Genomic DNA, 11722 nt, shown 5'->3' with positions numbered 1-11722 from the left:
CGGCCTTTTTTATTTATATTAAATATATTCTTACTTAGCGTAGCTTACCGCACGAGTCTCACGGATCACCGTGATCTTAACCTGTCCCGGATAAGTCATCTCATCCTGAATCTTCTTAGCGATCTCAGCGGACAAGTTCTCGGTGTCCTTATCGTCAATCTTATCAGCGCCAACGATTACGCGCAACTCTCTACCCGCTTGGATAGCGTAAGTCTTGACAACACCCGGATACGATAAAGCCAATTGTTCCAAATCATTCAAACGCTTGATATAAGCCTCTACGATCTCACGACGTGCGCCCGGACGAGCACCTGAAATAGCGTCGCAAACCTGTACGATCGGAGCCAACAGCGTCTGCATCTCCACCTCATCGTGGTGAGCGCCTACGGCGTTGCAAATATCCGGTTTCTCCTTATATTTCTCGCAAAGCTTCATACCCAAGATAGCGTGCGGCAATTCCGGCTCATCATCGGGCACTTTACCTATATCATGCAACAATCCGGCACGTTTCGCTTTCTTCGGGTTCAAGCCCAACTCAGAAGCCATCACGGCACAAAGGTTCGCCGTCTCACGAGCATGCTGCAATAAGTTCTGTCCATAAGAAGAGCGATACTTCATCTTACCGATCATACGGATTAATTCCGGATGCAAACCGTGCACTCCCAAATCGATCACAGTACGCTTACCGGTCTCTACGACCTCGTCTTCCACTTGCTTCTTCACCTTCGTTACCACCTCCTCGATACGAGCCGGATGGATACGTCCGTCCTGCACCAATTGATGCAAAGCCAAACGAGCGATCTCACGACGAACCGGGTCGAATCCAGAAAGAACGATAGCCTCAGGCGTATCATCCACCACGATCTCAATACCGGTAGCGGCCTCCAAAGCACGGATATTACGTCCCTCACGACCGATGATACGTCCTTTGATCTCGTCCGATTCAATATGGAACACGGTAATAGAGTTCTCGATAGCCGTCTCCGTCGCTACCCGTTGGATAGACTGGATCACGATCTTCTTCGCCTCCTTATTAGCGGTCATCTTCGCCTCCTCGACGATCTCGTTGATGTAAGAAGCGGCTTGCGTCTTTGCCTCATCCTTTAAGGACTCGATCAAACGCTCTTTGGCTTCCTCGGCGGACAACCCGGAGATAGCTTCCAAATGCTCCACTTCCTTCTGATGAAGTTTATCCAAATCTTGCTTCTTCTTCTCCACCAACTCCAACTGAGAAGATAAATTCTCCTTTACAGCCTCTACCTCGTTATTCCTACGCTGTAACTCTTCCTGACGTTGATTCATCGTCAGTTCTCTTTGTTTCAATTTAGTCTCGACAGACTGGATCTTAGCGTTACGCTGTGATACCTGTTTTTCCAAGTCCGCTTTCAAATGAAGAAACTTCTCCTTTACTTCCAGCATCTTGTTCTTCTTTATCACCTCGGCCTCCTTCTCCGCCTCTTGAAGCACGGAGTCGTACTTCGACTTCAGAAGGAAACGCATGCCCAGCCACGCAAGCAACCCACCAATGATGAAGGTTACTATCGGTATGATTATATACATTCCAACCATTTAACTAATAATTTAAGATTCATTTATTTATATACAAAAAAAGCACTACCATCACACGGTCTCACCGTGCAAAGCAGTGCGGAAACTCTCTTCTTACAATATGTATGTTATTTCTTCAGATATCCTTCCAACTCGGTTGTAAGCTCCTGTATCTTATCCGTAAAAGGATTTGTATCATTCCGTTTTTCCAACTCCAGATTATGCATCGAGAGTTGAAAAGCCACCATGGCTAACAAATCTTTCGTATCCACCTCGACCGCAAAATGCTGCCTGTATTGAAGAATCTTGCTGTTGATCTGATCAGCGGCGGCACGTGCCAACTCTTCCTCATGACGTTTGATCGTAAGCGGATATTTCTTTCCGGCTATCACTATATTTATAAGAAATTCTTCGTCCATCGCTTCTATTCATTTAAAAGTGCGATGCACTTGTCTACTTCCCGCACTAATTTTGATAACCGCATCCGGGCGTTCTTCATCTCTTCCTCGTTCGTAGAAACAATTCGCGCCGTCAGCATGTTATCACATTTGGCATTCAATCCTTCAATCATATCCTTCGCCTGCCGCAACTCCTCGTCTTTAAGGCTCAAAGCAGCTGTAAGTTCGTCAATTCTACGTTTCTGCTGATCGCATAACGCCATCAAATCACGAACTCTAACCTCAAATACAGCTAACAATCTCTTATGATCTTCGGTCATTTCACACCAAATTCTACACAAAAGTAAGTTTTTGAATTGAATTAACCAACTGTAGACTTAATTATTTTGACAGAAAACGTATGGACAAATAAAAAGGCCGTCCAAAAAAATCGAACAGCCCTCCCTAATTCTTGTAAACGTTCCTCTTGTTTACACTAAAGAAACATACATTTCACCTTCAATCTCCTCGAAAGCTAATTTACCTTCTTTCGCCAACCAACCAAAAGCGGCGTACATATCTTTTTCCGCTTTAATCTTCGTGGCTTTCTTCACTGCCTTAAAACTCATTTTACCGCCTTCATTTAAAACGTTCCATACAAGGCCGGCGTTTGTACCAATTAATTCAATCATTTTATGATAACATTTGATTACTGGGGACAAATTTATAGATTAAATGATTAAAACAAAAGATTATAGATGTTTTTTAGCATAAAAGATGGACATTTTTCGCTTTGTAAACAATATTAACACGGTTATAACGTTATTTTTCCTCTGTTTTCTCGGCATATCAGTTCCGCTTCCACGTTTACCGCTGAGACATATCTTTTTAATAAGTCAACCGAGTAACCACCCGCTTCCAATAAGCCCTCCTTACCGGAATAACCATTCAGAATCATTAACAATGAAGTGGTCGACATTTCAATCTTGGTACGTTCCTCATCGCTGGTAGGCGTTCCGACACCCGCTACTCCATCCCTGTAGACTGGAAGACCGGCGATATTCAATTCACCACGTCCGATACCGTGATAAATTTCCCCCTCTTTTCCGACACCTAGTTCCAATCCACCTACAATCTTATCCGCGTCAAATCCTCCGATAGAATAACCGCTACGGATAGAAACCAGATTGACGATATCCACCAAGGTATCTATCTTATATAAAGGAAGCCCGCGAAGTATCCGTCGTCTTAACGCCTCGGCGGAAGGGCGATACCGGTTCGGATCTTTCCCCAGACGTTTATAAGCCTGACGGGTAGCGAAAATAGGAGTCCACTTATTAATATCCTCTATCTTACAGGTAGAACGGATGTCCTCCTCAACACGGGTTATTTCTTCCCAAAGTCGTTCATCGGGCTCCGTATTCTTTACTTGGCAGGCGATAGCCAACACGTGAAGATCGGGGCAAGCCTCCGATATCTCAGATGAAAGAGTGATTGAAATCATGTCTATTATAAGTTTGAGCCAATATAACTAAGATTTTTTCAAGCATATCCCGGTAAGGATCCGGCCGCTTTTGACACCGAGGCGACGAGCGGAGAAATAATCCTCATACCGAATATAAGTACAGATGCCAGCGATCTCTATATGCCCGGAGAGCAATCCTGCCTCTAACAATTGTAAACGGTTGGTTTCCCATAGATCGATATGCGCTTTTTGAGTCTCCGCATTACGTCGAAGAATCCGCTCCATTGGGAAGCCCGCCATTTGAAAAGCTTTTACGACTTCCTCTCCCACCTCAAATGCCGCTTGACTGATAGAGGGACCTATTCCGGCAACCAATTGAGTAGGATCGCAATCGTATGCCTCGATCATCAAGCTTGCCGCCTTACGAGCTATGTGTAAAACCGTACCCCGCCAACCCGCATGGACGGCAGCTACCACTTTACGATCCGGCGCATATAACAAGACAGGGACACAATCCGCCGTAGATACGGCTATACATACATCCGGAACATTCGTCACCAAAGCGTCCACGCCTTCCAAACGCTGCTTCCGCTCTTTATCATTCAGCGAAAGGAAAGACGCATCGATCGCCAATACTCGATCCTCATGGGTCTGATGAGGTATAACCATATTCTCTAGGGAAATCCCGACCGCATCCGAAAGAAGTTCCAAGTTCTTCCGGATGAAGCCCGGATCATCCTCGGTATAAACGCCCGGATTCATCGAAGCGTACGTTCCCGTACTCACGCCGCCATGACGTGTTGTCGTAAAATGAGAAATGTCGCGGTATCCGCTTAACCCGGAGAACCGCGACACCTCTATTTGCTTATTTTCTTGTATCTTCATCTTCATCATCGTCCCAGTATTCCTCGTATTCCTCATCCGGGTCATCCTCGTCCTCATCCACGGGGAAGATGTATTCGTCGTCGTCCTCAAATTCCAACGTACTTACATCTATATTCTTATGGACAATTCGCTCTGCCTCATGGAAATTCTCCTTATTCAGCTCTTTCCATAAAAGGTCTTTCAACTCGACAATACCCAGTCCCGTGATAGAAGATATAAAGACATACGGAATTCCCTCCGGCAAGTCTTGCGACAAAGCCTCGATCAATTCCTCATCCAGCATATCGCTCTTGGTGATGGCCAGTACACGGCGTTTATCCAGCAATTCCGGATTATACTTCACTAACTCATTATGCAAGATCTCATATTCTTTCTTGATATCGTCTGCCTCAGCGGGAACCATGAACAATAACAATGAATTACGTTCGATATGACGTAAGAAACGAAGTCCCAAACCTTTTCCCTCGCTTGCTCCTTCGATAATACCCGGTATATCGGCCATTACGAACGAACGGTTATCGCGATAACTCACGATGCCTAAATTAGGCTCCAACGTAGTAAAAGGATAATTAGCGATCTTCGGTTTAGCGGCGGATACGACAGAAAGCAAGGTAGATTTACCCGCATTCGGGAAGCCTACCAAACCGACATCGGCCAGCAATTTCAACTGAAGAATCACCGTACGTTCCAATGCCGGCTCACCCGGTTGCGAATAACGGGGCGCTTGATTGGTAGCCGTCTTGAAGTTAAAATTCCCCAGACCGCCACGACCGCCTTTCAGCAACATCACTTGCTGACCGTCTTCCGTAACGTCGCAAATAAACTCTCCGGTCTCAGCATCGTAAACAACCGTACCGCAAGGAACCTCGATTACTCGATCCTCCCCGTCTTTACCCGAGCTACGCTTCGCGCTACCACTCTCACCATTGGTGGCCATGATATGACGCTCATATTTCAAGTGAAGGAGCGTCCAGTAATTCCGGTTACCACGGAGATACACATGACCTCCTCTCCCTCCATCGCCCCCGTCGGGACCTCCTTTCGGAATGTATTTCTCACGACGGAAGTGAGAAGACCCTCTTCCACCCTTTCCTGAGCGGCAATAGATCTTGACATAATCTACAAAGTTCGATTCAGCCATATTGGTTTATTTCAATTATTTTACGTTATTAACCGCCTCTTTGATACGACCGAAGATTTCCTCGATTGTTCCCATCCCTTTGATGGCTACGTGCTTGCCTTCACCTACATAGTAGTCTGCCAAAGGAGCTGTTTGAGTATGGTAAACATCCAGTCTGGATTTGATCGTCTCCAAGTTATCGTCAGAACGTCCGGATACTTTACCGCGCTCCAATAAACGCTTGATCAACTCCTCTTCCTCTACTTGAAGGTTCAACATAACGGAAACGTCTGTTCCACGCTCGTTCAACATCTTCTTCAAGGCTTTCGCTTGAGGGATCGTACGAGGGAAACCATCGAAGATTACGCCCTTAGCCGGCTTCTTGCTATCCAATACATTCGCCAACATATCAACGATCAACTCGTCCGGAACCAATTGTCCCTTCTCAATATAATCCTTAGCGATCTTGCCCAGTTCTGTCTCAGCCTTCATCTCGCCACGCAATACATCGCCAGTAGAGATATGATCCAAACCGTATTCTTTAATAATCAACTCACTTTGTGTTCCCTTACCTGAACCGGGAGCACCAAAAATAACCACGTTCAACATACTATTGTTCCTTTATTATATATAATGTATACTATTTTATTCCACAACCTTGTAGATATCCTTATATGAGCGGCCCAACTCATCATAATCCAAACCATGTCCCACGATAAAATCAGCGGGTATCTGTAAGCCTACATAATCCGGAGTCAACTCGCATTTCAAGGATTCCGGCTTGAAAAGCATCGTTGCCAATCTTACATCGGCGGCACCCTCGCTCCGAAGCTTCTCCATCACGTAGCTCATCGTAAAGCCCGTATCGATAATATCCTCCAATAAGATCACCATACGTCCGCGAATATCAGCCTGCACCGGCATGATCTCATTCAATATGCCCGTACTGGAAGTTCCTTGATACGAGGAATAACGAGCGAATGTCAGCTCATACGGAACATCCAGCTCACGCATCAGCTCGGCGACAAACATAAAAGCCCCGTTTAGCACACCCACGAATAGAGGATTTTTCCCTTCCACATCCGCTTTAATCTGAACGGCCATTTTAGCGATAGCCGCCTGAATATCCGACTCCGGAATAAACAGTTCAAATTCTTTGTCTTTTAGACGAATTCTGTCCATAAATCTTTCGGTTTTCGAGGGGACAAATGTACAACTTTTTCGGCGATGCACAAAAAAGTGTAGCAACATACCAAAGTTTGTTATACATTTGTAAGCAGAATAAAACCCCAGACATCTAGAATTATGATTAAGATATTCGCTACAGACAAGGTAAAGGAGCTCGACCAATATACGATTCAACACGAGCCAATTAGTTCGATCGACTTAGTGGAGCGTGCCGCTACGACGTTCGTCCATGAGTTTTGCCGGCGCTACTCCAAGCAGGTCCGCATCGTGATTTTCGCCGGTCAAGGCAATAACGGAGCCGACGCTTTGGCCATCGCCCGCCTTTTGAACGAGGAATCATACCGGGTAGAGACGTATTTATTCAACCCGACGGAGCATCTGTCCGTAGAGTGTGAGCAAAACAAGCAGCGTCTGCTCGACATCGAACGAATCGAATTTACGGAAGTGGTCCGAGACTTTGAACCGCCGACGCTAACCGACCGGGACGTGGTGATCGACGGCCTGTTCGGTTCGGGATTAAACCGTCCTCTCACAGGAGGTTTCGCCGCTATGGTCAATTATATTAACCAATCTGAGGCGGAAGTCGTAGCGATCGATATTCCTTCCGGCTTATTCGGGGAAGATAATCGTAAGAATGACTCGGAGGCGATCATCAAGGCCAGTTTAACCTTGACATTCGGTTTCCCGAAACTGGCGTTTCTTTTTCCGGAGAATGAGCAATACGTAGGCGAGTGGAAAATACTGGATATCGGAATCCATCCGGACGCAATTTATGAGACGGCTTCCCCTTACTCATTGGTTACGGAAGAAGATATATCCTATTCGTTAAAGTCTCGCAAACGTTTCGCCCATAAGGGAACGTTCGGACATGCTTTATTGATCGCCGGAAGTAAAGGAAAAATGGGAGCCGCCCTATTATCCGCGAAGGCATGCTTACGGAGTGGAGCCGGACTATTGACCGTGCATATCCCGACCCGAGGCGAATCAATCTTCCAGACCGCTTTCCCGGAAGCGATGTTAAGTCTAGACGCAAATCCTGATTATTTCTCTACGGTTCCCGAGATAGGTAGTTACTCCGCTGTTGGTATGGGACCGGGACTCGGACAGCATTTAGAATCCGCAGCAGCGATCGAACGTATCCTGCAATCCAGCACAAAACCAGTCGTTATCGATGCGGACGCTATTAATATAATGGCATCCAACAAGGACTTATTCAATAAGATCCCGCCACGGAGCATCCTCACTCCCCATCCGAAGGAGTTCGACCGGATAGCGGGTGAAAGCACGAACTCATACGACCGTTTGATGAAAGCGCAATCTTTCGCCGCCGAACATAAGATTTGTATCGTATTGAAAGGTGCTTATACCGCTATTTGTTCTCCGGCAGGAAACATTTATTTCAATAGTTGCGGAAATCCGGGCATGGCAACCGCCGGTAGCGGAGACGTGCTGACGGGTATCATCCTCGGCTTATTGGCGCAAGACTATTCTCCGGAAACTGCCGCTGTAGTCGGAGTATTCTTGCACGGCACAGCCGGTGATCTCGCCGCCGCTTTCCGCTCGGAAGAGAGCATGATCGCCAGCGACATCACGGATATGCTCGGAAAAGCGTTTAAGCAAATCAAATAAATCCAGCAAAAACAACGGGCGTTTTTACTCTCGTTTGTTACAATTACTACCGCTATTCCATATATTATACGGACTTACAGTGTACATATAGAATGGTGGTAGTAAATTTTCATGGTACCCCAACGCCTTTTGCTATCACATTTCAACCTTTTCTTACTCACTCGATAATTGTCAGCGATATCTTTTATGACAAAGCCCTGTAAAGTAGAGTTATTGTAACTTTTAAACATGTATAGTTGTATCCCTATCATTTTATAGAAAAACACGTACATGAATTTTTTTAAACATGTACGACTTTTTTCGAAAACACGTACGTGTTTCAGCATAAACATCATGATATTTTCACAATATTGATTATCAACACTTTAAATAAAGTATTCGATTACTGGCTTATTGTAGTATTTTCTGTAAAGAAAAGCTTCAGTCGTTGATACCATAACTATTACAGCAACATTTGGCTACATCATATAATGTATTTAGTGTATCCAAATCAGATATACTGCGTTGGCGATGTTAGTATATATTACTTGGCAAAGTCAGTACTACTGCGTTTGCCGACTAATAAATGACCGATTGCCATACACTTCCGTTAAAATAAATAAAAAAGGAAAAAGAGCTTACGTATCCCTTGCCCCAGAGTTGTCTCATATATAAAACACCGACAAATTTGTATTAACAATAAAGCTATACGTACATGAAAATAACAATCGTATCGTTCGTAATGACAGCTGCTTTCGGTTTAATCGCCTGTGATAACACGAAGCATAACACATTGACCGAACAAGAGAAAGCGGAAGGTTGGGAACTTCTATTCGATGGGGAAACCTTGGATGGCTGGCGGGATTATAACGGAACCGCCTTGACCGGACCTTGGGAAGTTGTAAACGGAACCATCCAAGCGGACGGGCAAGGTAGCGATGCCAGCGGATACATCGTCACCGACAAGGCTTATGAGAATTTTGAGCTTTCGTGGGACTGGAAAATCTCGAAAGGAGGAAATAGCGGTTTATTATATCATGTGGTAGAACGTCCTCAATTCCCGGTTCCCTACGTTACCGGCCCCGAGTATCAATTGATTGATGATATCAATTTCGCGGAGCCATTGGAAGATTGGCAACGTTGCGGAGTGGATTACGCGATGTATTTACCGGACTTCAACACGATAAAAGTACATCCGGCCGGCGAATGGAACAACTCTAAGATTATTTTTGACAACGGACATGTCACCTACTTTATGAACGGGCACAAAACCGTAGAGTTCGATGCATGGTCTGATGATTGGTTCTCCCGTAAGAACAGCGGTAAATGGGCGAACGCTCCTGAATACGGATTAGCGCATAAAGGCTTGATTTGTTTGCAAGACCACGGTTATCCCGCATGGTTCCGTAATATCAAGATCAAGGAACTTCCCCGCAAGACACGAGAGGCTCGTTTATTCAACGGCGAGGACATTACGAACTGGGATAAATACGGCACAGAATTATGGTATGTAAAAGATGGTTTATTAATATGCGAAAGTGGCCCGGATAAACAATACGGCTATCTAGCCACCCGGGAATATTACGACGATTTTGACCTTACCGTGGAATTTAAACAGGAAGCGGATGGTAATTCTGGCGTATTTATTCGTTCCTTTGTAGAAGAAAAAGATGTAAAGGTAAACGGCTGGCAAGTGGAAGTCGCCCCCAAAGGCTTTGACACGGGCGGTATCTACGAATCCTACGGACGAGGATGGTTGATACAGATCCCGGACGAGAAGGAGAACATCCTAAAACAAGGAGAGTGGAACACGATGCGTATCCGGGTACAAGGAGATAATGTACAGACTTGGCTCAACGGAGAGGAGATGGTAAACATCCGGGATGAAAAGATCGGAGCCGGTCAAGGGCGTATCGCGTTACAAATACATGATGGTGGCGGCATCAAGGTTCTTTGGCGCAACCTTCATTTACAAACATTATAGAATTATCGTTTTCTTAAAATTTAATAGTTATGAAAAACATTTCGAGAAGAAGTTTCCTCAAGACCGGAGCCGTAGCGGCAGCCGGACTAACGATCGTTCCGGGTTCCGTGCTCGGTAAATCCTTTGGCTATACAGCTCCTAGTGACAAACTGAATATCGCGGGTATCGGTGTCGGCGGTATGGGACGTCGTAACCTCGCCAACATGAACACGGAGAATATCGTAGCTTTATGCGATGTAGATTGGCACTATGCGGACAAGACCTTCAAGGACTATCCGAAGGCTAAACGCTTTAAAGACTGGCGTGTCATGTTCGATGAGATGGGTAAGTCCATCGACGCGATTATGGTAGCCACCCCAGACCATACACATGCCGGCGTGACCGCCCACGCAATCACGCTAGGCAAGCATTGCTATACGCAAAAACCGCTTACCCACTCCGTTTACGAATCGCGTTTGCTTACCAAACTGGCGAAGAAATATAAGGTAGCCACCCAAATGGGTAACCAAGGTAACTCATTCGACTGGTGCCGGCAGATCGCGGAGTGGATACAGTCTGGCGTAATCGGCGATGTATATGAGGTACATTGTTGGACAGACCGCCCCATCTGGCCCCAAGGCTTGATGAAGCCGAACGATACCCCGAAGTGCCCGAAGACACTGGATTGGGATTTATGGATCGGCCCGGCTCAAAAGCGGCCTTATAATCCGGTCTATACCCCTTGGAACTGGCGTGGATGGTGGGACTTCGGAACCGGGGCCTTGGGCGATATGGCTTGCCATATCATGGACCCGTTGTATTGGGCACTCGACTTAAAATATCCGACCAGCGTAATCGGCAGCTCGACTTTGAGTAATCTGTACTCCCCTCCTCACGCACAGATCGTAACGTATACATTCCCCGCACGTCCGCCCAAAGGAAATGTCAAGATGCCGGAAGTAAAAGTCTATTGGTACGATGGTGGCTTGATGCCTCCCCGTCCGGAAGAATTGAAAGACGGGCAGATGATGGGCGACGAGAACGGCGGTATCATCTTCATCGGAACGAAAGGAAAGATCATGACAGGCTGTTACGGAATGAACCCGACCTTATTACCGGTTTCCGACATGGAACATTTCAACCAGCCCAAACCGACGATCCCGAGAGTGAAAGGTGGCAATGGAGACATATGGTCTACCAACGCCCATGAGCAAGACTGGATCCGTGCATGTAAGGAATCCCCGGAAAATCGTACGGAAGCCTCATCCAACTTCCAATTCTCCGGTCCGTTCAACGAGATGGTCGTGATGGGAGTCTTGGCCGTTCGCCTCTCCGGACTGCAAGGTTTGCATCGTGAGTTGCAATGGGATGGAGAGAATATGCGGTTTACGAACATCTCCCCGAACGATAAGATCAAGATCGTCACGGTGGATGATTTCAAGGTAATTGACGGAGATCCGCGTTTCGACCGTCGCTTCGCCGAGTTTAACGCTGCGGAGATGGCCAACGAATGGATCAAGCATACGTATAACAACGGTTTCTCTCTGCCGGATATGCCAAGATAAACC

Annotated in this window: 12 protein-coding genes; 3 read left to right on the top strand and 9 right to left on the bottom strand. The window is 46.1% G+C overall.

Translation table 11 applies throughout. The features are described from left to right. Positions 1-30 precede the first annotated feature (30 nt). The 9 genes from rny to hpt form a co-directional block, all read right to left on the bottom strand. On the bottom strand, positions 31-1569 hold the full coding sequence (rny, locus tag ACESPU_RS18145) for a ribonuclease Y (protein WP_005854819.1): 1539 nt from the start codon (positions 1567-1569) through the stop codon (positions 31-33). Positions 1570-1676: 107 nt separating this feature from the next. Then, positions 1677-1967, bottom strand: coding sequence for a cell division protein ZapA (locus tag ACESPU_RS18140; RefSeq protein ID WP_005864888.1), 291 nt, complete (start codon positions 1965-1967; stop codon positions 1677-1679). 5 nt (positions 1968-1972) lie between these two features. Next, a complete protein-coding gene (locus ACESPU_RS18135) occupies positions 1973-2266 on the bottom strand; it encodes a hypothetical protein (RefSeq protein ID WP_005864886.1) in 294 nt (97 codons plus the stop codon). A gap of 150 nt (positions 2267-2416) precedes the next feature. After that, entirely contained in the window at positions 2417-2617 is a 201-nt protein-coding gene (locus ACESPU_RS18130) for a winged helix-turn-helix domain-containing protein (protein WP_005854813.1), read from the bottom strand. 122 nt (positions 2618-2739) lie between these two features. After that, positions 2740-3429 (bottom strand): B3/4 domain-containing protein, encoded by a 690-nt coding sequence (locus ACESPU_RS18125; RefSeq protein ID WP_005854811.1) that lies wholly within the window; start codon positions 3427-3429, stop codon positions 2740-2742. A 27-nt stretch (positions 3430-3456) separates the two neighbouring features. Beyond that, the gene (pgeF, locus tag ACESPU_RS18120) at positions 3457-4284 is read right to left on the bottom strand and encodes a peptidoglycan editing factor PgeF (RefSeq protein WP_036612935.1); all 828 of its coding nucleotides are present in this window, start codon (positions 4282-4284) and stop codon (positions 3457-3459) included. After that, entirely contained in the window at positions 4256-5416 is a 1161-nt protein-coding gene (obgE, locus tag ACESPU_RS18115) for a GTPase ObgE (RefSeq protein WP_005854807.1), read from the bottom strand. The genes pgeF and obgE overlap by 29 nt, the downstream gene beginning before the upstream one ends. Positions 5417-5431: 15 nt before the next feature. Next, the gene (locus tag ACESPU_RS18110; protein WP_005854805.1) at positions 5432-6004 is read right to left on the bottom strand and encodes an adenylate kinase; all 573 of its coding nucleotides are present in this window, start codon (positions 6002-6004) and stop codon (positions 5432-5434) included. Positions 6005-6040: 36 nt separating this feature from the next. Then, positions 6041-6577 (bottom strand): hypoxanthine phosphoribosyltransferase, encoded by a 537-nt coding sequence (gene hpt, locus ACESPU_RS18105; protein WP_010183721.1) that lies wholly within the window; start codon positions 6575-6577, stop codon positions 6041-6043. A 123-nt stretch (positions 6578-6700) separates the two neighbouring features. Between hpt and ACESPU_RS18100 the strand changes: the two genes are divergently transcribed. The 3 genes from ACESPU_RS18100 to ACESPU_RS18090 all read left to right on the top strand — a co-directional run bounded on the left by ACESPU_RS18100 (position 6701) and on the right by ACESPU_RS18090 (position 11719). Next, positions 6701-8212, top strand: coding sequence for an NAD(P)H-hydrate dehydratase (locus ACESPU_RS18100; RefSeq protein ID WP_227805141.1), 1512 nt, complete (start codon positions 6701-6703; stop codon positions 8210-8212). 694 nt (positions 8213-8906) lie between these two features. Continuing rightward, on the top strand, positions 8907-10175 hold the full coding sequence (locus tag ACESPU_RS18095) for a DUF1080 domain-containing protein (protein WP_005864875.1): 1269 nt from the start codon (positions 8907-8909) through the stop codon (positions 10173-10175). A 29-nt stretch (positions 10176-10204) separates the two neighbouring features. Beyond that, positions 10205-11719, top strand: a complete 1515-nt coding sequence (locus ACESPU_RS18090) for a Gfo/Idh/MocA family oxidoreductase (protein ID WP_005854795.1) — start codon at positions 10205-10207, stop codon at positions 11717-11719. The last annotated feature ends 3 nt before the right edge of the window (positions 11720-11722 follow it).

This window comes from Parabacteroides sp. 20_3, assembly GCF_964238835.1.
Taxonomy (GTDB): Bacteria; Bacteroidota; Bacteroidia; order Bacteroidales; family Tannerellaceae; genus Parabacteroides; species Parabacteroides distasonis.
Note: the sequence above shows the minus strand (reverse complement) of the source record. Positions and strands in the feature narration are given on the sequence as shown.

Coding starts and splice junctions, on each gene's coding strand:
- rny (WP_005854819.1), bottom strand. CDS start 1,569: ATGGTTGGAATGTATATAATCATACCGATAGTAACCTTCATCATTGGT.
- hpt (WP_010183721.1), bottom strand. CDS start 6,577: ATGGACAGAATTCGTCTAAAAGACAAAGAATTTGAACTGTTTATTCCG.
- ACESPU_RS18140 (WP_005864888.1), bottom strand. CDS start 1,967: ATGGACGAAGAATTTCTTATAAATATAGTGATAGCCGGAAAGAAATAT.
- ACESPU_RS18125 (WP_005854811.1), bottom strand. CDS start 3,429: ATGATTTCAATCACTCTTTCATCTGAGATATCGGAGGCTTGCCCCGAT.
- ACESPU_RS18130 (WP_005854813.1), bottom strand. CDS start 2,617: ATGATTGAATTAATTGGTACAAACGCCGGCCTTGTATGGAACGTTTTA.
- ACESPU_RS18090 (WP_005854795.1), top strand. CDS start 10,205: ATGAAAAACATTTCGAGAAGAAGTTTCCTCAAGACCGGAGCCGTAGCG.
- pgeF (WP_036612935.1), bottom strand. CDS start 4,284: ATGATGAAGATGAAGATACAAGAAAATAAGCAAATAGAGGTGTCGCGG.
- obgE (WP_005854807.1), bottom strand. CDS start 5,416: ATGGCTGAATCGAACTTTGTAGATTATGTCAAGATCTATTGCCGCTCA.
- ACESPU_RS18095 (WP_005864875.1), top strand. CDS start 8,907: ATGAAAATAACAATCGTATCGTTCGTAATGACAGCTGCTTTCGGTTTA.
- ACESPU_RS18135 (WP_005864886.1), bottom strand. CDS start 2,266: ATGACCGAAGATCATAAGAGATTGTTAGCTGTATTTGAGGTTAGAGTT.
- ACESPU_RS18110 (WP_005854805.1), bottom strand. CDS start 6,004: ATGTTGAACGTGGTTATTTTTGGTGCTCCCGGTTCAGGTAAGGGAACA.
- ACESPU_RS18100 (WP_227805141.1), top strand. CDS start 6,701: ATGATTAAGATATTCGCTACAGACAAGGTAAAGGAGCTCGACCAATAT.